We start from the raw sequence: 20,993 nt of genomic DNA on the forward strand, positions 1-20,993 counted from the left end.
CATAAAAACACTGACTATGGCAGTTTTAAAAGTTATTGAAGTATTGGCAAACTCAGCAAAAGGTTGGGAAGATGCAACCGCGAATGCCGTTGCACAAGCATCAAAATCAGTCAAGAATATTCGTTCGGTATATTTGAACGAACAAAGTGCTACCGTAAAAGATGGCAAAATCACCGATTACAGGGTTAATGTTAAGATTACATTTGAAGTAACCTAATAGGTTATACCTTAAATTTACAGCGCCTTATCGGCGCTTTTTTTATTTCTGAAGTTTGCTTATGAATAAGAGTATACATGTTTTGTTGATACTGACCGTCATCATATATGGTTGCGGACAAAAAAAGAGAGAAATGACGCATAAACATACCAATGCCTTAATTGAGGAGACCAGCCCCTATTTATTACAACATGCCCATAATCCCGTTAATTGGCAGGCTTGGCACCCCGAAGTTTTGGAACGTGCCCAAAAAGAAGATAAACCCCTTTTGATAAGTATTGGTTATGCGGCATGTCATTGGTGCCATGTTATGGAAGAGGAATGTTTTGAAGATGAGGAAGTAGCCCAAATGATGAACGAAAATTTCATCAATATCAAAATAGATCGCGAAGAACGGCCCGATGTAGATCAGATTTATATGGATGCCATTCAAATGATGACCGGCAATGGTGGTTGGCCGTTGAATATCATCGCATTACCAGACGGTCGACCTTTTTGGGGGGCCACGTACCTACCAAGAGAAAATTGGGTAAAATCATTAGAGCAACTTACCAAGCTTTACAAAGAGGACCCAGAAAAAATTAGGGGCTATGCAAGTGATTTAGAACGAGGTATACAATCTATAAACCTTGTAGAAAATAATGCGGAAGCAAATACGTATTCCCTAGAACAACTTAAGAACTCCGTTGGGGAATGGAGCGCTTATTTTGATACCTACCTCGGTGGATACAAACGTGCCCCAAAATTCATGATGCCGAACAACCTTGATTTTCTGCTTCATTATGGCACCAGTCAAAAAGATAGTACCGTGCTTCAATATGTGAATACCACCTTGACGAGAATGGCTTACGGCGGCATATACGACCATATTGGGGGTGGGTTCTCACGCTATTCAGTCGATACCAAATGGCATGTTCCCCACTTTGAGAAAATGCTGTACGACAATGGCCAATTGGTAAGTCTTTACGCAAAAGCCTTTGCCGTAACCAAAAATCCGCTATACAAAAAGGTAGTTGAACAAAGCATTGGTTTTGTGCAAGAAGAGTTAAGTGATGAGAGTGGCGGTTTCTATTCTTCCCTTGATGCCGATAGCTTAAATGAAAATGATGAACTTGAAGAAGGAGCCTATTACGTTTGGACGAAAGCAGCGTTGGAACAACTATTAGGAGCTGATTTTACCCTTTTTAAAGACTATTACAATATCAATTCATATGGTGAATGGGAAGAAAATTATGTATTGATACGCGATAAATCAGACCAAGAAATAGCCGACAAACACTCCATTTCGGTCGAAAAATTAAAAGAACGCCTTTCAAAGTCACTTTCGGTGTTGAAGCAAGCACGTGAAAAACGAAAAAAACCAAGACTTGATGATAAAATATTGACCTCATGGAATGGGTTGCTACTAAAAGGTTTAGTAGATGCCTATCGCTATATGGGAGACAAGGATCATTTGGATATGGCCCTAAAAAACGCCCGTTTTATCGAATCAAAAATGCTTCGCACCTCAGGGGGCCTGTTCAGAAATCATAAAAACGGAAAGAGTACCATCAACGGCTTTTTAGAAGACTATGCCGCGACTATTGAAGCCTTTATCGCATTGTATGAGGTAACTTTTGATCAAAAGTGGCTTGACCATGCAAAAGGGCTTACAGATTATACCTTGGTCCACTTTAATGATGATGTCAGTAGAATGTTCTTTTTTACTTCGGATGAGGACGAATCACTGATTCGGCGTACTATCGAGACCAACGACAATGTTATTTCGGCCTCCAACTCGATAATGGCAAATAACCTATTGAAACTACATAAGGTGTTCCCCAAGGAAGGGTATGGGGAACGTGCCCATCGGATGGTAAAAAATGTACAGGACAATTTTGATAAGAATGGGCAAAGCTTCGCCAATTGGATGCATCTGGTATTATATGAAAACCTGAACTTCTATGAGATAGCCATTGTTGGGGAAGAATATAAAAAACTGGGGCAAGAAATTGCGAGCCATTACATTCCCAATAGTATTTTGGTAGCTTCCGAAAAGGAAGGGGGAATCGATTTATTGAAGAATCGATACAATGAAGGCCAAACCCTAATTTATGTTTGCATAGAAGGAACTTGCAAATTACCTGTCGTAGAGGCACAACAGGCCTTAAACTCAATTTAAAGGATCAAAAAACCATGCGGCTTTAAAGGCTTTATTGGTTTTATCGAAATGGATTAGGTTTAAACGAGATGTACTTCAATATGAAAAGGATATCATAACGAAGTTCGCCAACCAGTATTACGATTAATCTTTAGTGCAAATGCACTAAGGTCAATGTAAACGATATCTTTTATTTGTAGCATCTTTAGGAAAGTAAAAAATATATTAAATGGAAAAAATTACGGATTTACAAGCACATGTTGATAATGCCATAAAATGGTTTTGGGAAATGTTACCCGATTTGATCTTGGCCATCATCCTTCTTTTTGTGGGATTGTGGGTGGTTCGATTTTTAAACAAAATGGTGCGAAGGTTTTTCGAGAAGAAAGATTACGACCAGACCCTCGAGACGTTCTTGCAAAGTTTTATCAGCATTGCCCTTAAAATCATCTTATTCATTCTTGTGGTAACACAGCTCGGTGTCAAAACCTCATCACTTGTAGCCATGTTAGGGGCCGCAGGTTTGGCCATAGGTCTTGCCCTACAAGGTTCGTTGGCAAATTTTGCGGGCGGTGTTTTGATATTGTTGTTCAAACCTTTTAAGGTCGGTGACTTCATATCTGCCCAAGGTGTGGACGGTACCGTAAAGGAAATCTCCATCTTCAACACCAAACTGAACACTTTCGGCAATCAACTGGCCATCATACCCAATGGCCAACTTTCCAACGGCAATGTTATCAATTATAACGCAGAACCCATTCGCAGGGATAATTATAAGGTAGGTATAGGTTATGGATCAAACATTAAAAAGGCAAAAGATATTCTGCTGCAAATCTGTGCCGATAACGAAAAGATTTCGACCGACCCCATGCCGCAGGTAGTGGTGGACAGTCTTGGGGATAGTTCGGTTAACTTATCCCTTAGATGGTGGGCCAAAAATGAAGACTTCTGGGATGCCAAATTTTTTGTGCATGAAGAAACAAAGTTGAGATTTGATGAGGCGGAAATTGAAATACCTTTCCCGCAACGCGATATACACAACCGCAGCTAAGATTTTTTAGACTGCAAAACAAAATCTTTCAAATAATACGGTTCAAAGTAGGCAACATCCTCAAAGTCGCCTACTTTGAATTTTTCATAGGATAGCTTGGTCATTTCATTGGCAGAGGGGATAATTTCCGTTTGAAAATCAAACTTAGGGCTTTTTACAATCCCCTTACACTTTTCGGCACCGCTACCAACTAAGTGAACCTTATCATAAGCTAAAAATTCTTTAAAGGAATCGTTACCGATTATCTCTGCCTTAGTCTCACGAAGTTCTTCATGGGCAGTATTGAAAACACAAGAATATACTTCCATTCTACGTGCATCGAGTACGGGTATAATGATAGTCTTCTCACTAGCGGTTATCTGATGTGCCATGCTCTTTAGGGTGGCAATGGAAATGAGGGGTAAGTCTAGGGAAAAACACAGTCCTTTGGCCGCAGAAACACCTATTCGAAGTCCGGTGTACGACCCAGGACCTTTACTTACTGCAATAGCATCCAAATCCGAAAAATCCAAACGGGCCTTTTTCAAGACTGCGGCTATAAAAACATGTAATTGTTCTGAATGGGAATAATTGGGCGTATTTTCTTCCATTAGCGCAACTACCGCTCCATCTCTACCTATACTGACGGAACAATTTGTGGTAGCTGTCTCTAAATTTAAAATGGTTGCCATATGGGCGAATATAAAAAGACCTGTTGGATACTACCAACAGGTCTTCATTTGTTTTTAAAAATTAATTCTTAATCTAAAGATAGCGGAATACCGTAAAAGAATTCCAGAATCTTGATTCTAAAGATATAATCATATTTTGCATTGATGAGTGAAGCCTCTGCATTATCCACCCTTGCTTGGGCTTGACCAAAATCAAAAGCATTCAAGAGACCCGCATCATACCGTTCTTTGGCGTACTCATAGGCCAATCTTCGTGCGTCAACGGTTTTTTGGGCCGCCTCATACGTTTTCGAAGAAGTGGTTACATCTACATGTGCCTGTTGAATGTTGGTCTCCAATGCCAATTTATCTTGCTCTAACTGCAGTTTTGCACGCTCGACACCAATTTTTGAACGCTTGACGCCATTACGTGTACTCCAACCATTGAAAAGTGGTACGTTCAGTGAAAAACCATAAGCCAATCCATCAAATAGATACAATTGATCGGTGAAAGGTATAATTGAAAAATCTGTGGGATTACCATTGGCATCAAAAGCTGTTGGTACAAGGTTCTGATCCGAATATCTGGTATTGTAATTGATAAATGCGGAAAGGGTAGGATAATAGGCCCCCTTTGAGATCTCGAGATCTTTTTCAGCTAAATCAACCCCAGATTGTGAAAACTTAATATCATTTCTAAACGTCAAGGCCTTTTCAAAAATCACCTTAGGGGAATTGTTCACAATATCTGACGGCGGAACGTCAAATGATTCATCGGCAATGTCAAAATTTTCATAATCGGTAATCTGCAATAATTGCGCAAGGTTTATTCGTGATATCAGCACCAAACCCTCACCGTTTACGATTTGTTGTTCTTGGGTAGCTGCCGTGGCCTCTATCTCAAGTAAATCGCCACGAGGCAACACCCCAGACTCTACCAACTCTTTAGTACGGTTCAAATCTTGTTCGGTTACTGCATATTGTGCCTTTGAAACCTTTAATGATTCTTTATTTGACAATACTTGAAGGTAAGCAGTCGCCACATTCAATCGAATATCATCTTTTAAATCGTCTAACCGATACTGATTCGATATCGCGTTTAACTTAGCCCTTTGAAACTGCTTGATATTTCTAAGCCCGTCAAAAATATTCAATACCGAGGTTACATTACCCGTAAAATTGAGCTGTGTACTCACCGGTTCTTGTGATGTTGGGTTAAACGAAAGACCAAGGTTCTCAGTGAGCCTGGCATCACCATTTAAAGAGGGTAATAAATTTCCGATAGCGTCAGACTTATCGATTTTGGCATTTTCAAGATCAAGCTCGAACTGTTCTATTGAAAGATTATTATCTACCGCATATAAGACACATTCTTCAAGCGTCCACTTTTTCATTTGTGCATTTGTGATGAATACAGCACAAACCACTACTATTAGGGTGATTTTAAATTTCATCCGTTTTTTGATTTTTGGTTATTTGATTGATTATTCAGCTGATTCTTCTTCGCCTTCTTCCTCATCCAAACCTTTCTTGATAGGCTCTGTTTTATTCCATTGTTTCACCTGATCATCTTTTTCGATACCGGAAACAATTTCTACATTGACACCGTCTGAAATGCCGATCTCGATATCCCTTCTTTCAAACTCTTGTTCGCCCGTAGCCACCTCAACATAAGGCTTGTTCGTATTTTTATCAAACTGCAGCAATGATTCGGAAATGACCATGATACTATCTTTCTTTTCAAGCACCAATGAAGCATTGGCACTATAGCCCGCACGAATCAAAATATCATCTTCAACGACCACGTCACCCTCTATCTTAAATTGAACGGCACCAGCTTCCTCAACCCCTTTAGGGGCAATAAACTTCAATTTGGCATCAAACTTTTTGTCATCGATTGCACCCAGGCTGATTTCAAGTGGCATCCCTACTTCCAACTTACCTACCTCACCTTCATCAACCTTACCCTCAAAAATCATCTTGCCTAAATCGGCAATGGAGGCGATGGTAGTTCCATCGTTAAAGTTGTTACTTTGAATTACTTGATCACCTTCCTTTACGGGAATCTCAAGAATGGTACCTGATACCGTGGCCCTGATATCGGTATTTGCCGCCGAAGAACCACCTATAGAGCCCCTGCGGATAATTTGATAATCTGCTTTGGCGTTCTTTAGTTCTTGCTCTGCTTGCTCAAAGGTCAACTTTCGATTAATGAAGTCTTGGTTAGAGACCACACCTTTGTCATACAAGGTCTTATTTCTATCGTATTCGATTTTGGCGTTGTTCAATGCCAACTCCGCATTGCGTACACGGCCTTGGGCCTGGTTCAAAGATTGCTCATTGGGCACCACCTTGATAACGGCAATGAGATCACCGGCTTTGATTTGGGTTCCTTCCTCTACGAAGATCTTATCGATGATACCGGTAATTTGAGGTTTTATGGCAACCTCATCTTCTGGTATGACCTTACCTGTGGCAACGGTCTTTTTCTCGATGCTTGCAATAAATGGTTTGTGTGTTTCATATTCAATGGCAGACTTGCTATTGGATTTCATGAAAAATACCGCGGCCCAGAGTGCCCCTAAGATTAATACCCCTAGACCGACCCATTTTAAAATTTTTTTCATTTTAGTGATTGTTTAGTTATGTGAAAATGGTTTTTTATTTCTAATTATTCTTCCCTCAATGCATCAATAGGTTTGATACTGACCGCCCGTTGCGCGGGAATCAACCCTATCAAAACGCCCAAGATGACCATTAGCAACAAGGATCCTATCACATACGGAATAGGTACTGTTGGGTTGGTGTAGGGAAAATCCCCACCTCGGGTAAACGTATCGATTACCTTCAAGGTCATCGCTCCCGCGATGATACCGATTATTCCTGCCAACATGGTCAAAAACAAGGATTCAATTATAATTTGGTTTCTAACTTCAGCAGGCGTAGCACCCAATGCCCTTCGAACCCCCAACTCTTTGGTACGTTCCTTGACCGATATCAAAAGTATATTTCCAATACCTATAACCCCTGCAAGAATTGTAGCAATACCAACAATAAGGGATAAAAAGGTCATACCCTGTGAGAAACCCATGATTTTGTTGAATATTTCACCAAGGTTGAACGAACCGAAAGCCCTTTCATCTTTCGGGTCTACACTGTGGATATTCTTAAGCACGGCTTTGATGTCTTCTTCAACTTTGATTACGTCGGCATCATCATAGGCCGCAATGGTAAACCAAGAGACATTATTTCCGGTATTGTACAATTTGCGAAATGTCGCAAAGGGAATGAAGATGTCACTATCACTTTCAAAACCGCCGCCAGGTGTAAACTTATGCACCCCTACTACTTGAAAATTGATATTATCAATTTTGATATAGCCCCCAATAGGATCTTCTTCTTCATCAAAAAGCTCTCTCTGCGTACGTTCACCAATAACACAGACTTTTCGGGCTTGTTCAATGTCCGCCTTATTGATAAAACGCCCCCCTTCATAGATCTTCTTGGTAGCAATCTCGGCGAAATCAGGAAAATCCCCATAGACTGCATAGCTTCCAGATTTTAAGCCCCTGGTAATGATTCCCGGACTGGAACCAAAAATACCTTTAACATTGCGAGGGGCAATGGTCTCGATTTCAGGCACCCTGTTATAAAGTACTTCAACATCACTCAACTTCAATTGTATTTGCCGTCCGGTCTTGAAACCGGCATAAGGCATGCTTGTACTTTGCCCCCAGGCAAACAGGCTATTTTTGGCTATGGTCTCGAACTGACGTTCAAAACCGTTATCAAGACCTTGAGAGGCCCCAGATAGACCTATATAAATATAGATTCCGACGAATACCCCGATCATGGTCAAAAAGGTTCGAAGTTTATTCTTTGAGATCGATTGAAAAATCTCTTGCCATGTATTTCTATCAAATAACTGTCTCATATTATTCGTCTCTTAATGCCACAATAGGTTTGATTTTGGCCGCCCTTTTTGCAGGAATATATCCTGCGATTGTTCCACAAATAATCAGCAATACCGTCGCAAATATGGCAGTACCGGTTGCTATGTATGGGTTGGTAATAAAATAATCATCCTCTAGGGTCTTGCCCCCTATCTGTGCTAATACGACCACGCCTATGATCATACCCACAAAACCTGAGATCGTTGTAATGAAAATAGACTCAAAAAGTATGGAGTTTATCACTTTCTTTGGCGTCGCCCCCAAAGCTTTGCGAATACCTATTTCTTTGGTACGTTCTTTCACCACAAATACCATTATATTACTGATACCTATAATACCTGATATGATGACCGCAAAAGCAATTGCCGAAATTATGATTTGCAGTACGCCGGCAAATTGTTGGTTTTGTTTTAAGTTGTCGGCAACATTTCGAATGAATATGCCATTAGGGTCTTCTGGACTAATAAATTTCTTGTCCCTAAGAAAAAGATCTAGCTTTTTTTCAAAGGCCATGGCACCCGCATAACCGATTTCGGGTCTAAAGGCCAATATGATCTGGTCTATTTTATCAGTGTTCTTTTCTATAAGCTGTCGGGTGGTGTAGGGTATGTATATGTTACGTTCTTCATTATCACCCCCATCGTCTTGAAAAACCCCTATCACCTTGAAATTACTGCCTCCAATATCAATGAACTTACCAATGGCGTTCTCGCCCAAAAACAAATCACGCTCCACCAACCTACCGATAACCGCATACTTCGTTTTATTCTTGACATCAAGACTGTTGATGTAGCGGCCTTTCATTATAATGGTCTTTTCGGCGAATAAATGGGCAGGACCTACGGCCCTGGTATTGTAATTATCGGATTCTTCTTTGTAAGTGACCAGATTGTTTCTTGATATACGAGGTGTGATGTATTCCATCAACATTGCAAAGTTGTCTTCGATATCGACCAAGTCTTGATTTTCAAACTCTATTTGCCTATTGGCTTTGTAGCCTTTGTAAGGTATCGTGGTTCTGCCGCGGAACACGAAGAAGACGTTGGTAGCGTCATCGCCAAAAAACTTTGCGAAGGTATTGTTCAGGCCATTTCCCATCCCAAATAGGGTAACGAAGATGAATATGCCCAAAGCTACCGTAAAACCTGTCAGAAAAGTACGTAGTTTGTTCTTCTGAATGGTCTCGAATATTTCTTTCCAAGTATCCCTACTGAACATATTGGGCCGCTCTAACTTGTTCTACTTTTTTATCTTCAACGATGACCCCATCTTTCAGATGGATTACCCTTTTACACATTTCGGCGATATCGGGCTCGTGGGTTACCACTAAAATCGTATTACCCTCATCGTTGATTTTCTGTATTAAGTCCATCACCTCATACGAGGTTTTGCTATCTAAGGCACCTGTTGGCTCATCGGCCAATAATACCTTGGGTTCTGCTGCCATTGCCCTTGCGATAGCGACCCGTTGTTTTTGACCACCTGATAACTCACTGGGCAAGTGTGTCGCCCATTCTTTCAAACCTACCCTATCAAGATATTCAATGGCCTTTTCTTGACGTTCCTTTCTCGGAACACGCTGATAATACAAGGGCAATGCAACGTTTTCCATCGCACTTTTGTAATTGATCAGGTTGAAGGATTGAAATACGAAACCTAGAAATTTATTTCGGTATTGCGCCGCTTTTGTTTCCGTAAGGTTCTTGATAGGCACGCTATCTAACGTATACTCGCCTGAATCGGCTTCATCAAGCATACCCAGAATGTTCAGAAGGGTAGATTTTCCGGAACCTGATGATCCCATTATGGCAACAAGTTCACCTGATTCACAAGAAAAATTGATTCCCTTTAAAACGTGAAGTGAATTACTTCCCATTTTATAGGATTTATGAAGATCTTTGATTTCTATCATGATTGGTTTGTTAGCTATAAGACTTTTCAGTCCGACAATAGGACTTACAAGTTGTTAAATTGTTACAAGAATTTTTAAAAAGTTTTGTTAAATGATCAATTACCATTTTCTTCAGGCTCCACACTGTTCCAAACTTTGATTTTATCGGCATTTGAAACACCTGATCTCACCTCTACATATATACCGTCACTGACACCCAATTCGACATCCTTTCTCTCGAATTCTTGTTCCGATACCTCTACTTCAACGAAGGGTTTTTTCGTTTCATCGTCAAATTGCACCAAGGCTTCCTTTAGTGCCAATACACTATCCGCCCTTGCTAATATTATAGAGGCGTTTGCACTTAAGCCTGCTCGTATGAACGTAGTATCTTGTTTTTTTAAGGTTCCCTTGATTTCAAATTGAATGGCCCCATTTTCTTCTTTACCCTTAGGGGCGATATAATCCAATATGGCATCAAAAACTTGATTTTCAATTGCACCGACCGTAATTTCAAGGGGTAGGTCTTCTTTGATCTTACCTACTTCAGATTCGTCTACCTTACCCTCGAAAATCATTTTTTCAACGTCGGCAATAGCCGCTATAGTAGTTCCCTCGTTAAAATTATTGCTTTCAATGACCTGATTACCCACTTCAACCGGAACTTCAAGCACCATTCCACTGACTGTGGAGCGGATTAAGTTGTTCGCTGCATTCCTAAAACCGTCAGTGGTACCCGTATTCACGATATCAAAACGTTTGTTAGCTGCCCTATAGGCCTGCTTTGCTTGATCATAGGTCACCTGTGCCCTTTCTAGATCAGCTTGGGATATCACACCTTTGTTGAAAATGGACAGCTGTCTTTCATAATTCCTTTTTTGGTCGTCTAAATTAATTTTAGCGTCTTCAATGGCATTACGTGCGTCATTCAGGGCATTTAAATTTGGCACCACTTTGATCTTTGCCAATAAATCGCCTGATTTCACATAATCCCCACCTTCAACATAAACTTCTTCAATAACCCCAGAAATGTTTGGTTTGATCAGCACCTCTTCAAGGGGCAAAATACTTCCAGTAGCTACCGTCTTCTTAATGATCGTTTGCTTGGATGGCACTTCGGTCTCATAAACAACAGGGTCTTCCGCGTTCTTTTGATATAGGTAATACATTGCCCCACCGAAGCTGAGCACAATGAGCAATAAAATAATAATGGTTACTGATTTTTTCATTCTTGATTGATTTAATATTTTGGAACATTGGTTCCAAGGTTTTGTAATTGATACCCTTTGATTGACCTTGATTTATTCATTCTGTTCTTAAAGCATCTATCGGCCTTACTTTTATAGCACTTTGCGCGGGTATAAAACCAGCCAACAAACCTGACACTATCAATATCACCAAGGCCAACGTGACCACCCCGATACCAACACTTGGGTTCATGAACATATCGACTGGCCCCACACTGTCCAACAGTGTATTGATGCCATATATAAACAAGGATCCGATGATAATACCCATCATTCCAGAAATAATGGTCAAAAAAATCGATTCCATAAGAATCTGTTTTTTTATCGACCACGGATTTTCACCCAGTGCCCTTCTTATCCCAATTTCCTTGGTACGTTCCTTCACAACGATGAGCATGATATTACTAATGCCGATAACACCTGAGATCAATACCAACGTTCCAACGATAATTGCAATCCATCGCATAGCACTAAAAAGGGTCTCTACACGATTATATTGCTTGAATAAATCAAAAAAACCAATGGCCCTTTCATCATCAGGATGTACTTTTCGACTTTGCTTTACCGTGCTGATTATCTTATCGGTCAAAGTACTGATAGACTTACCGTCTTTAGCTGTAAGTGCCATCCAACCGACATTATCAGCCCTATTGAATGCTTGTGAGAACGAAGTGAATGGTGCATATATCTGACGCTCGCTATCTTGGTTACCCCCATTACTTGTTTTCTCTTTATATGTGCCGACGACCATAAAATTCACACCTGAAATCTTCAGGTAAGTACCTAGAACCTCTTCATCATCTTCATAAAGGTCTTTTCGTATGCCATCACCAATGACGACTACTTTTCGTTTTTCTTTAATGTCATTATGGTTTATGAACCGTCCCTTTGCCACATACATCGGATTTTGCATGATGATCTCTGGGTAATCGCCAAATATCCTATAAGAACCACTTTCAGTGCCATAGATGACATTATCCACACCACTGGCGGACCTCAAACTGTTTCTTGGGGAGATAATTTTAAGCTCCGGTACTTTTTGACGTATCAAATCAACATCCTCCAACTTAAAATTAAAGCTTCTTCCCTCTGGTAATCCCTGATAGGCCATTGTGGTACTCTGGGTCCACATGAACATGGTATTCGTGGCGACCCCATTAAAATCTTGTTTAATTCCATTTTCAAGACCTTTACCGGCTGAAAGTAGGATAATCAGGATCAGAATACCCCAGAATACCCCAAAAGCGGTCAACAAGGTTCTGAACCAGTTGCTGGTCAATACCTCTAAAATTTCTTTCCAACGATCTCTATTGAACATAACTATTCATCTCTTAAGGCATCAATGGTGTGGATACTCGCTGCCCGCCATGCGGGGAAAAAGCCGGCTATCGCACCTGCAACAACTAAAACGATTACAGTAGAGAAGGCGACCGTAAAATTGACCGAAGGGTTGAGCACATAATCAATTTCCACATTCGGGCCCACTACCTCTAAAATGGCCATGCTTAATATCAATCCTGAAAAACCGGATATCGCGGTGACAAATATGGACTCTTGCAAAATCATTCCCACAATACTCCAAGGCTTTGCCCCTAATGCTTTTCGAATGCCAATTTCCCGAGTGCGTTCTTTCACGACAATCAACATGATATTGCTTACCCCGACAACACCGGCAATAATGGTACAGATACCGACGAACCAGAAGAAAAACTTGATGTTGTTGGTCAGTCCGTAGTAACGCTTTGCCTCTTCAATCGGATTCCAAACACGGATTGCCCTATCATCTTCTGGTGAGACCCCATGGTACTCGTGCAGGTAATCCTTCATTTCAGCTATGAACTTATCCGTGTTCGCAACAGTCTCGTCAAGTGAGCCTTGCTCTGGTAACAGGTAATTTAGATTGTTTATTTTATCTCCACCGTTAAAAGCAAGTTGGGCCGTTGTTATCGGAATAAAAATGCGTTCTTCTTCCCCTTCATCATCACCATACTCACCAAACACCCCGACCACCTTAAAATTGGCCCCTGAAATATTCAGGTATTCCCCCAATGGGGAATCCAATTTTGAAAAGACCTCCCTTTTTATCTTATTGCTTATTACCGCAACCTTGGCATTGGTACGAACGTCGGTCTCATTGATGTACCGCCCTTCGGACAAGTATTCGTTTTCTATGGTCTGTAGATCAGCGGTAGTACCCGCAATGTTGTAAACCAATAGGTCATTCTTATAAACCACTTTTACATCACGAGGAAAGTACAGTACGGAGCCTTTCTCATAGCCATCACCCATTTGCCCTGCAATCGCATCAAAATTCTCATTTCTAAGTTGGATTCTTCTTCCGGGGTTAAGCCCCTTGTATTCTATTGTGGTCCTTCTTGGCCAAACCCAGATACTCGTAGCAGCGTCTTCTTTAAATTCTGCCGCGATCCCGTTTTGCATTCCTTGACCGAAACCCAATAAAATAACAAGAATGAATATACCTGAAGCAACAGAAAGACCCGTGAGGAAAGTCCGCAATTTATTCTTGCGGATAGTGTCGAAAATCTCTTGCCATCTTTCGATGTCAAACATTGGGTTGGATTTAATTGATTGATGAAATACGCAAGCGTACTTTTAGTAAGACTTCAAACTCAATTATTTGTTACACTTTTTTATAAAAAAATAAAATAAACCGACTAGTTCCGTACTTTGCGATATATAAAATAAAAGAGTCCCCCTACCAATATATAGGGTATTGCCATCAAATATACAATACCATTATTGATACCTTCAGCTTGACTGTTATCGGCCTCGCTTTCTAGAGCGGCCCTGCACATGGCACATTGTGCCTCTATTTCTTGTGGAAAAAACACCAACGTTACCAAGACAAAAAAAGCTATCTGTTTTTTCATAAGACCATTTTAGTGTACATAATATGGGGAAATCATTAAATATACCACAACACCCGTCACCGCAACATATAGCCAAATAGGAAATGTATACTTCGCCCATAACCTATGGGACTCAAAATCATTTAAGTAGGTTTTGCTATACGTTATCAAAACCAAGGGAATTATTACTATTGAAAGTACGATATGGCTTAACAAAATGAAAAAATATACATACCGTATCATACCTTCGCCCCCAAAGGATGTGGATGTAGCGGTCATATGGTATGCGACGTACATTGCCAAAAAAAGTACGGATAGGGCAATGCAGGTCATCATCAGGTTTTGGTGCAATTTACGTTTACCGTTTTTAATGGCGGTTACGGCAACAATCAACAAGACAGCCGTCAAGCCGTTTATACCTGCATAAATCGGTGGCAAAAAAGTCAATGGTTCGGCGTCGGGTATTTTATACCCAAATAGGAATGCCACTACCAATGGTATTGCTATGGACAAAACCGTAATCCAGATTTTAATCTTCTTTTCGTCTTTAGCTAATACTCCCATCTATTCTGCCAATAATTTTTTGATATCTTCTTTCAATATGGTAATCTGTTGTGCCTCTCCCTCTTTGTTGACCCCTTGTTTCTCGGTGATGGTTCCCCTATAGTATATTATCGGATTTCCGTAACTATCGGTTCTTGACCTGATAAAACCTTGTTTATCCACCAAAGCAAACATTCCAGAATGCTCAAATCCACCAGGTGCATCATTTGCTTCATTTGCCAAAATATAAAAACCCGTGCGGGCCAGGTCATAAATTTCTTCTTGATTACCGGTCAAAAAATTCCATTTGGTATTCGAAGCATTGTACTTTTTTGCGTAGTCTTTCAAAACACTTGGCTTATCGTATCTGGGGTTGATGGTAAATGAAGCGATTCCGAATTCGCCCTCATCCTTAAAGGTAGCTTGCAGTTCTTCTAGGTTACTGCTCATTACCGGGCAAATAGTCGGGCATGTGGTGAAGAAAAAATCCACTACATATACTTTACCCAGATAATCCTTATTTGAAATCAGCACACTATCTTGGTTCAAGAAAGAGAAGGATGGTACTGCCCTTTTTTTGCCATTTGAGGTTACGTATGACAATGGCATAACTGATGTTGTGCCGGCCATGCGATCATTCTCTATTACCGTACCCGTTTTAAGTCTTTTTGTAATCTCATATACGGCAAAGACCCCAAATATTAATACTATCAAAGAAACCCAAACGTAGGTATATTGTTGCTTCTTATTTGCTCCTGTTGGCATCGTTCTTCTTTAAGGCAAGTCTATATTCGGCAAGTATGATCTTAACATCATCTTCCATTTTATTATTAAGCTCTGCAACCGATGTGGTATTGAACCCATATTTGACCCCCACATCCTCATCATCGTCCCTACCCCTTAAGTTTCTATTTTTATCTATGATGAACACTTCAGAAACCCCAAAATCCTTATTTAAGGATAAATCCGTTTTTAAGCTGGCGAACACTTCTTCTATCTTACTTGTCGAAGCGAAGACGAAGTTCCAATTGGTTATTGGTGACAACTTACCCAGTTCCCCCTTAAGTTCTGTAATCTTGGCTTCATTACCCAAGGGGACGAACATTACCAATTGAAAATCGTTGAACTCATGAAAACGTTTGTATATTTTTTGATTTAGGTTAAAAGCATTACCCTTTATGTTATCGATATCAGCACCCAAAAAACCAAGTATGGTAATCTTGTTTTCAAATGTCGTTGCACCATCAATCGAAATGATATCAGGAATTTCTTTTGTTAAAACAGGAAGTTTTCCAAAGTTGTTCACGCCTGAGGCGAAAAAAAGATAAGCAACCAATGGTAAGATAAATAAGGCAACGAGAACAATGGTTTTTTTCACAAGAAGGGTTTAAAACACTACCAAATCCATACAGCTATCAAAATAAATTTTCGCCTTAGCAAAAATAAAAAAAGGCAGTCAAAAAACTGCCTTTATATACCTTCTATTAAGAAATCTTAACTAAAATTCCCAAGCTAAGAAACCTGTTTTGAATATATCGTATATATAGGTCGCCTCAAACAGTAAAATGAATACTAAATAGGATACCAAGAAAATAGGCGTCCAGACAATTGCCCTTCGTAAAGAACTTTTCTCATCGCGTAAATGCATAAAGTCCCAAGCGATATAATAAGCCTTTACGAGTGTTAAAATAATGAAAATCCAGTTTAGTAGTTTCATCCCCAAAAAGGAGGTGCCTATTAGAAACGCAGGCTTAAAAATACCTAAGACTACCTCAACGGCGGTTACAATGGATAAAAAAATCAAAACCCCCCAAATCTTCTGGGTATTGGACTTAAATTTGAGTAAGCCCCTAAAAATTTCCAATTTATGTTCGTGTGCCATATGTCTTCAAAATATGTGTATCGGTTTCCTAATTATATTCAGAAACGGATGCGTGCTTTATACCAAATAAAAGAATGTAAATACAAAAACCCAAACAAGGTCTACAAAGTGCCAGTAGAGACCAACCTTTTCGACCATTTCGTAATGCCCTCGTTTTTCATAAGTACCCAATATCACATTCAAGAAAATAATGATATTGATTACCACACCTGAAAAAACGTGAAAGCCATGAAAACCTGTTATAAAAAAGAAAAAGTCTGCAAACAATCGGCTACCATACTCATTTCTGACCAAGTTTGCCCCTTCAACTACCCTGACGGCATCTTTCAATTTATTTAAGGACTGCTCTCTGGTCAGTAAGGTCTTCTCCCCTTCCTCATTAATCGTCTCGGTGCGAATTAAAATGTTGGGATCCGCTTTGAAACCGGCAATAACCTCATTTAAGGATACACTGGTCAAGGCGGCCTCATCGGTATACCAAACCCCTTTATCCCTGGTGTTGCGCACCCTTTCTTCTTTTAAGGCAACTGCAAACTCTCCAACTGCGGCCCGTTCACCGGAGTCTGCCTTTACAAATTGTAAAATTCTTCCTCCTTTGGTTTCGAGGGCCCCATAATCACCCTTTATAAATGTTGCCCATTCCCATGCTTGCGAACCGACGAATATTGCCCCACCGATAACGGTTAAGAACATGTAGATAATAACCCTATTCTGTTTCATCTTATGACCGGCATCAACGGCCAAAACCATCGTCACCGAAGACATGATCAAAATAAAAGTCATGAAGGCCACATAGATCATCGGATAATTACCGTGAAAAAACGGCACGTGGGTAAAAACCTCATCAGCGATTGGCCATGTCTCAATAAACTTAAACCTTGAAAAGCCGTAAGCGGCCAAAAAACCAGAAAACGTAAGTGCATCGGAAACGATGAAAAACCACATCATCAGTTTACCATAACTAGCACCTAGTGGCCTATTTCCACCTCCCCAAACATTTTCTTCACTATCGGTAGTTACCGTTGTATCCATAAAAACATTCGTTTTAATAAAACTTTAGCAAAAATACATCTTTTGACGTATTGGAAAAAGTCAATTTGTTTAGAAAACCGATGTTTCTAAAAATTATTTCACAAAAAACATAAATAGGATTAGATAAACCCACAAAATATCCAAAAAATGCCAAAACGTAGCACCTAATTCCATGCCTAAAAGATTTTTTGGGGTGTACCGCCCCTTATGCTGTTGCACGATAACCACCAGTAATGAAATCAAACCTGCGACCACATGCAAAATATGGACAAAGGCAATTAAGAAAACATAAGACATTTTTATATTGCTGGTGGGCCCTGTAAAATAGTAACCACTATCCAACATTTGTGAAAACCCTATAAATTGAAGTACGATAAAGGCAATACCAAGTATTAAAGTCGAGAGCAACCAGTTTCCAGACTTCTTCTGTTGATTCCCCTGTACAGCCTTTTTCGCCATGATATAGGTAAAACTGCTCAACACTATTAGTACGGTACTAATGAAAAAAGCTTTTGGCAAAGCAATATTATCAAGCCAATCTTCTCTTTTACTGCTAACGACATAGGCACTCGTCCAACCGGCAAACCCCATGATAAGGCTGACTATACCAAACCAAAGCATCATTTTTTTTGCCCTTCTGTTCTTCTCTTCTATGGTACCTTGGGTTAAATCCATAATCTTTAATTCTTAACTAATTCGATTCCTTTTTTCCGAAAAATTCCGATCAATCAATTATTTCAAGTCTTCAAAATAGGGTAGTGCCAAACTTATCCACCACAAATACGATTTGCATCAATGTGATATAGATAACACTGGCCAGCATTAGTTTACGTGCCGATTTATTATCCCTTTTCCCATACAAACCAAAGGCAAAAACAAGCATTGCAAACCCCATTACAAAAACAACTATGGCTGCCGTTACGGATAATTGCAGCCTTCCCGTAAAACCAAAAGCGGGCATTATTGAAATCACGATCATCCAAATAGTGTATAAAATAATCTGTAAAATCGTGCCGGTGTCCTTTCTACCAGTGGGCAACATTTTAAATCCCCCATTTTTATAATCATCATCCAACATCCAACCTAGTGCCCAAAAATGGGGGAATTGCCAAAAAAACTGAATCATAAACAATGTTCCCGGTTCAATACCGAAATCATTGGTAGCAGCCACCCATCCCAACATAAAAGGGATGGCACCGGGAATCGCACCAACAAATACGGCAAGTGGTGTTTTTGTTTTTAAAGGGGTATATACACTCGTATATAGAAAGATTGAAATCGCACCGAACAATGCAGTTTGAGGATTCAGGAAATACAATGCGAAAACCCCCAATACCGTCAAAACAATCGCTATCGTCAGGGCAGTGTTCACCGACATCCTACCAGCCGGTATCGGCCGATTTCTTGTTCGGTCCATCAATGCATCGAGATCTTTTTCTATAATCTGATTATAGGCATTGGAGGCACCAACCATGCAATATCCCCCAAAAGCCAAAAGCAGTATGGAAAACAAACTGACTTCGTAGGCACCAAGAAAGTAACCTGCAATTGAAGAAAAAACGACACTCACCGCAAGCCTCACTTTCGTGAGCTCTTTAAAATCAGCAAAAACCAAGGACCAGTTTGATTTTTTTATTTCGCCAGTGGCAGTCTTCATTCGTTATATCTCTTTTCTCTAGGTCAGTAATGGTTCTTCAAACCATCGACAATACCATAATGTCAGGCCCAACCTATTTCATAGCATCCCTAAAGGGCCCACAAAGATAAGGTCGGCACGTATCATTTGCAACCGATTCACGGTCTTTATGCCATTATCAAAAAAACAGAAAGCCCTTGTCATTGACAAGGGCTTTCTGTTATAGAACTAAATAGCTTTTGCTACTGTAATTTGAAATTGATCGGAATACTAAAAGGAACCTTTACGGCACGACCACGTTGCTTACCTGGCGTCATTTTAGGCAGCTTGTTGATAATACGTAATGCCTCTGCCTCAAGGTTCTTGTCAGGTCCACGCATTCTAATGTTACCGATGCTTCCATCTTTTTGAATCACGAAAACAACACTAACACGACCTTGAACACCCATTTCTTGGGCAATCTCAGGATAACGGAAATTTTTACGGATGTGTTTTTGAATCATTTCCTGAAAACATGCTTTCTTATTACTGGCGCCTTCACAACCCGGAAACACAGGAACATCTTCAATTACTGCGAACGGAACGGAGATGTCTTCTTCCACTTCTTCCATCTCTACCTCTTCCACTTCCATCACCTCTTCTTCTTGGCTAGTCTCGGTTGATTCGATAACCGTTTCCTCAACTTCCTCTTCATCCTCAACAACCTCGATTACTTCCGGCGCGGCAGGTGGCGGTGGCGGTGGTGGCGTTTTGATTTGTTCCGTCATTGGAACTTCCTCGTCCAACTGATCTTCAACGTTCAAGGCAAAATCATAATCATTGCCCTTATCATATTTTTTCCACTCTAAACCCCTCCAAACAATTAACATTACCACTGCAAGGCCAATAACAAAGTAAAGGCTGCTATTTCTACCTACATCGGCTTTTGGATTTTTCTTTGGCTCCATGTGCTTTAATTTTTAGTATTCGCTAATTTAATTATTAATTCGAAATATAGGCAATTATAATGAGTCATTTTAACTTCCCAATGCGTGAAAAGTACTTTTTAATGAGTAAAACACCTAACGAAGCCCCTGTTAGATTCGCCAGAACATCCCAAATTTCAGCGGCCCGACCATAAGGCATGACATACTGTAAAAACTCAATTAGTATGCCATAAAGGGCTGAAAAGATGAAAATTCCAAGAAAAATGGTGTTTAATGAGGCCCCACTCTTTTTAAAGGACAAAGAACCCAAAATAACGATACCACAATGAAAACCGGCATGAACAAATTTATCCAAATGGGGAAACCATATTTTTTGTTCTCCATCCCCGGGAAAAGAAAATAAGCTGAGCAGTGTAATCAACACCATCCAGCTTATAAACAAAATCGTAAAAAAATGCTTTTTAGGCACCCACTAATTCTTTGTATTCCAAGTCGGTCATTAAATCATCGATTTCGGTAGTGTCAGAAATTTTGATTTTGATCATCCAACCTTCGCCATAAGGATCTGTATTGACCTTTTCGGGTTCATCTTCCAAACCTTCATTGAACTCCATAATCTCACCGCTCAAGGGCAAGAACAAATCTGAAACCGTCTTCACCGCTTCAACAGTACCGAAAACTTCTTCTTTGTCCAATGTTTCATCTACGGTTTCCACTTCAACGTAAACAATATCACCCAACTCTCCCTGGGCAAAATCCGTAATTCCCACTACAGCAATATCTCCTTCGATTCTAATCCATTCGTGGTCTTTGGTGTACTTTAATTCTGAGGGTATATTCATTTTTGCATGGTTTAGCACTAAAGCAAATGTAAAATATTAAAAATTCGTCTCAAAGATTTTTGATGAATTAAAAACAACACCGATAAGCAACGACTTTTTTAAAGCTTTACCCG

Annotated in this window: 23 protein-coding genes; 3 read left to right on the forward strand and 20 right to left on the reverse strand. The window is 40.0% G+C overall.

Annotated features, from left to right (window positions below; genetic code table 11):
- Positions 1 to 16 precede the first annotated feature (16 nt).
- The 3 genes from AACM45_RS06860 (at position 17) to AACM45_RS06870 (ending at position 3,408) form a co-directional block, all read left to right on the forward strand.
- The gene (locus AACM45_RS06860; RefSeq protein WP_339141615.1) at positions 17 to 217 is read left to right on the forward strand and encodes a dodecin family protein; all 201 of its coding nucleotides are present in this window, start codon (positions 17 to 19) and stop codon (positions 215 to 217) included.
- A 133-nt stretch (positions 218 to 350) separates the two neighbouring features.
- Complete coding sequence (locus tag AACM45_RS06865; RefSeq protein ID WP_339141617.1) at positions 351 to 2,378, forward strand: thioredoxin domain-containing protein; 2,028 nt, start codon at positions 351 to 353, stop codon at positions 2,376 to 2,378.
- 208 nt (positions 2,379 to 2,586) lie between these two features.
- On the forward strand, positions 2,587 to 3,408 hold the full coding sequence (locus AACM45_RS06870) for a mechanosensitive ion channel family protein (RefSeq protein WP_339141618.1): 822 nt from the start codon (positions 2,587 to 2,589) through the stop codon (positions 3,406 to 3,408).
- Here the strand turns inward: AACM45_RS06870 and tsaB are convergent.
- The 20 genes from tsaB to gcvH all read right to left on the reverse strand — a co-directional run bounded on the left by tsaB (position 3,405) and on the right by gcvH (position 20,880).
- Positions 3,405 to 4,079 (reverse strand): tRNA (adenosine(37)-N6)-threonylcarbamoyltransferase complex dimerization subunit type 1 TsaB, encoded by a 675-nt coding sequence (gene tsaB / locus AACM45_RS06875; RefSeq protein WP_339141620.1) that lies wholly within the window; start codon positions 4,077 to 4,079, stop codon positions 3,405 to 3,407. The genes AACM45_RS06870 and tsaB overlap by 4 nt on opposite strands.
- Before the next feature lie 68 nt (positions 4,080 to 4,147).
- Entirely contained in the window at positions 4,148 to 5,512 is a 1,365-nt protein-coding gene (locus tag AACM45_RS06880; RefSeq protein ID WP_339141622.1) for a TolC family protein, read from the reverse strand.
- 30 nt (positions 5,513 to 5,542) lie between these two features.
- Positions 5,543 to 6,685, reverse strand: coding sequence for an efflux RND transporter periplasmic adaptor subunit (locus AACM45_RS06885; RefSeq protein ID WP_339141624.1), 1,143 nt, complete (start codon positions 6,683 to 6,685; stop codon positions 5,543 to 5,545).
- Between the two features lie 44 nt (positions 6,686 to 6,729).
- The gene (locus tag AACM45_RS06890) at positions 6,730 to 7,992 is read right to left on the reverse strand and encodes an ABC transporter permease (protein ID WP_339141625.1); all 1,263 of its coding nucleotides are present in this window, start codon (positions 7,990 to 7,992) and stop codon (positions 6,730 to 6,732) included.
- 1 nt (position 7,993) lies between these two features.
- Positions 7,994 to 9,229: an ABC transporter permease gene (locus tag AACM45_RS06895; protein WP_339141626.1), complete on the reverse strand. Its 1,236-nt coding sequence runs from the start codon at positions 9,227 to 9,229 to the stop codon at positions 7,994 to 7,996.
- The gene (locus AACM45_RS06900; RefSeq protein WP_339141627.1) at positions 9,219 to 9,923 is read right to left on the reverse strand and encodes an ABC transporter ATP-binding protein; all 705 of its coding nucleotides are present in this window, start codon (positions 9,921 to 9,923) and stop codon (positions 9,219 to 9,221) included. Before AACM45_RS06900 ends, AACM45_RS06895 begins: the two co-directional genes overlap by 11 nt.
- Before the next feature lie 95 nt (positions 9,924 to 10,018).
- Positions 10,019 to 11,131, reverse strand: coding sequence for an efflux RND transporter periplasmic adaptor subunit (locus AACM45_RS06905; RefSeq protein ID WP_339141629.1), 1,113 nt, complete (start codon positions 11,129 to 11,131; stop codon positions 10,019 to 10,021).
- A 76-nt stretch (positions 11,132 to 11,207) separates the two neighbouring features.
- A complete protein-coding gene (locus AACM45_RS06910) occupies positions 11,208 to 12,467 on the reverse strand; it encodes an ABC transporter permease (RefSeq protein WP_339141630.1) in 1,260 nt (419 codons plus the stop codon).
- A gap of 2 nt (positions 12,468 to 12,469) precedes the next feature.
- Positions 12,470 to 13,720, reverse strand: a complete 1,251-nt coding sequence (locus AACM45_RS06915; RefSeq protein ID WP_339141632.1) for an ABC transporter permease — start codon at positions 13,718 to 13,720, stop codon at positions 12,470 to 12,472.
- A gap of 104 nt (positions 13,721 to 13,824) precedes the next feature.
- On the reverse strand, positions 13,825 to 14,040 hold the full coding sequence (locus AACM45_RS06920) for a hypothetical protein (RefSeq protein WP_339141634.1): 216 nt from the start codon (positions 14,038 to 14,040) through the stop codon (positions 13,825 to 13,827).
- 9 nt (positions 14,041 to 14,049) lie between these two features.
- The gene (locus tag AACM45_RS06925) at positions 14,050 to 14,583 is read right to left on the reverse strand and encodes a DUF420 domain-containing protein (protein WP_339141635.1); all 534 of its coding nucleotides are present in this window, start codon (positions 14,581 to 14,583) and stop codon (positions 14,050 to 14,052) included.
- Positions 14,584 to 15,327, reverse strand: coding sequence for an SCO family protein (locus tag AACM45_RS06930; RefSeq protein ID WP_339141636.1), 744 nt, complete (start codon positions 15,325 to 15,327; stop codon positions 14,584 to 14,586).
- A complete protein-coding gene (locus tag AACM45_RS06935) occupies positions 15,308 to 15,940 on the reverse strand; it encodes a hypothetical protein (RefSeq protein ID WP_339141637.1) in 633 nt (210 codons plus the stop codon). The genes AACM45_RS06930 and AACM45_RS06935 overlap by 20 nt, the downstream gene beginning before the upstream one ends.
- Positions 15,941 to 16,060: 120 nt before the next feature.
- On the reverse strand, positions 16,061 to 16,444 hold the full coding sequence (locus tag AACM45_RS06940; protein WP_339141639.1) for a cytochrome C oxidase subunit IV family protein: 384 nt from the start codon (positions 16,442 to 16,444) through the stop codon (positions 16,061 to 16,063).
- A 57-nt stretch (positions 16,445 to 16,501) separates the two neighbouring features.
- Positions 16,502 to 17,476 carry a cytochrome c oxidase subunit 3 gene (locus AACM45_RS06945; protein ID WP_339141641.1) on the reverse strand — a complete coding sequence of 325 codons (975 nt, stop codon included), beginning with the start codon at positions 17,474 to 17,476 and terminating at the stop codon, positions 16,502 to 16,504.
- Between the two features lie 93 nt (positions 17,477 to 17,569).
- Positions 17,570 to 18,151, reverse strand: coding sequence for a cytochrome c oxidase subunit 3 (locus tag AACM45_RS06950; RefSeq protein ID WP_339141643.1), 582 nt, complete (start codon positions 18,149 to 18,151; stop codon positions 17,570 to 17,572).
- 70 nt (positions 18,152 to 18,221) lie between these two features.
- Positions 18,222 to 19,133 (reverse strand): heme o synthase, encoded by a 912-nt coding sequence (gene cyoE / locus AACM45_RS06955; RefSeq protein ID WP_339141645.1) that lies wholly within the window; start codon positions 19,131 to 19,133, stop codon positions 18,222 to 18,224.
- A gap of 221 nt (positions 19,134 to 19,354) precedes the next feature.
- A complete protein-coding gene (locus AACM45_RS06960; protein WP_339141647.1) occupies positions 19,355 to 20,059 on the reverse strand; it encodes an energy transducer TonB in 705 nt (234 codons plus the stop codon).
- Between the two features lie 64 nt (positions 20,060 to 20,123).
- Positions 20,124 to 20,507, reverse strand: a complete 384-nt coding sequence (locus AACM45_RS06965; protein WP_339141648.1) for a VanZ family protein — start codon at positions 20,505 to 20,507, stop codon at positions 20,124 to 20,126.
- Positions 20,500 to 20,880: a glycine cleavage system protein GcvH gene (gcvH, locus tag AACM45_RS06970; RefSeq protein WP_339141649.1), complete on the reverse strand. Its 381-nt coding sequence runs from the start codon at positions 20,878 to 20,880 to the stop codon at positions 20,500 to 20,502. Before gcvH ends, AACM45_RS06965 begins: the two co-directional genes overlap by 8 nt.
- Between the last annotated feature and the right edge of the window lie 113 nt (positions 20,881 to 20,993).

Source organism: Croceitalea sp. MTPC5 (genome assembly GCF_036985505.1).
GTDB lineage: Bacteria > Bacteroidota > Bacteroidia > Flavobacteriales > Flavobacteriaceae > Croceitalea.

Excerpts from the sequence above, each read along its gene's own strand:
- AACM45_RS06860 (WP_339141615.1), top strand. The coding sequence starts at position 17 with ATGGCAGTTTTAAAAGTTATTGAAGTATTGGCAAACTCAGCAAAAGGT.
- AACM45_RS06865 (WP_339141617.1), top strand. The coding sequence starts at position 351 with ATGACGCATAAACATACCAATGCCTTAATTGAGGAGACCAGCCCCTAT.
- AACM45_RS06870 (WP_339141618.1), top strand. The coding sequence starts at position 2,587 with ATGGAAAAAATTACGGATTTACAAGCACATGTTGATAATGCCATAAAA.
- tsaB (WP_339141620.1), bottom strand. The coding sequence starts at position 4,079 with ATGGCAACCATTTTAAATTTAGAGACAGCTACCACAAATTGTTCCGTC.
- AACM45_RS06880 (WP_339141622.1), bottom strand. The coding sequence starts at position 5,512 with ATGAAATTTAAAATCACCCTAATAGTAGTGGTTTGTGCTGTATTCATC.
- AACM45_RS06885 (WP_339141624.1), bottom strand. The coding sequence starts at position 6,685 with ATGAAAAAAATTTTAAAATGGGTCGGTCTAGGGGTATTAATCTTAGGG.
- AACM45_RS06890 (WP_339141625.1), bottom strand. The coding sequence starts at position 7,992 with ATGAGACAGTTATTTGATAGAAATACATGGCAAGAGATTTTTCAATCG.
- AACM45_RS06895 (WP_339141626.1), bottom strand. The coding sequence starts at position 9,229 with ATGTTCAGTAGGGATACTTGGAAAGAAATATTCGAGACCATTCAGAAG.
- AACM45_RS06900 (WP_339141627.1), bottom strand. The coding sequence starts at position 9,923 with ATGATAGAAATCAAAGATCTTCATAAATCCTATAAAATGGGAAGTAAT.
- AACM45_RS06905 (WP_339141629.1), bottom strand. The coding sequence starts at position 11,131 with ATGAAAAAATCAGTAACCATTATTATTTTATTGCTCATTGTGCTCAGC.
- AACM45_RS06910 (WP_339141630.1), bottom strand. The coding sequence starts at position 12,467 with ATGTTCAATAGAGATCGTTGGAAAGAAATTTTAGAGGTATTGACCAGC.
- AACM45_RS06915 (WP_339141632.1), bottom strand. The coding sequence starts at position 13,720 with ATGTTTGACATCGAAAGATGGCAAGAGATTTTCGACACTATCCGCAAG.
- AACM45_RS06920 (WP_339141634.1), bottom strand. The coding sequence starts at position 14,040 with ATGAAAAAACAGATAGCTTTTTTTGTCTTGGTAACGTTGGTGTTTTTT.
- AACM45_RS06925 (WP_339141635.1), bottom strand. The coding sequence starts at position 14,583 with ATGGGAGTATTAGCTAAAGACGAAAAGAAGATTAAAATCTGGATTACG.
- AACM45_RS06930 (WP_339141636.1), bottom strand. The coding sequence starts at position 15,327 with ATGCCAACAGGAGCAAATAAGAAGCAACAATATACCTACGTTTGGGTT.
- AACM45_RS06940 (WP_339141639.1), bottom strand. The coding sequence starts at position 16,444 with ATGGCACACGAACATAAATTGGAAATTTTTAGGGGCTTACTCAAATTT.
- AACM45_RS06945 (WP_339141641.1), bottom strand. The coding sequence starts at position 17,476 with ATGGATACAACGGTAACTACCGATAGTGAAGAAAATGTTTGGGGAGGT.
- AACM45_RS06950 (WP_339141643.1), bottom strand. The coding sequence starts at position 18,151 with ATGGATTTAACCCAAGGTACCATAGAAGAGAAGAACAGAAGGGCAAAA.
- cyoE (WP_339141645.1), bottom strand. The coding sequence starts at position 19,133 with ATGAAGACTGCCACTGGCGAAATAAAAAAATCAAACTGGTCCTTGGTT.
- AACM45_RS06960 (WP_339141647.1), bottom strand. The coding sequence starts at position 20,059 with ATGGAGCCAAAGAAAAATCCAAAAGCCGATGTAGGTAGAAATAGCAGC.
- gcvH (WP_339141649.1), bottom strand. The coding sequence starts at position 20,880 with ATGAATATACCCTCAGAATTAAAGTACACCAAAGACCACGAATGGATT.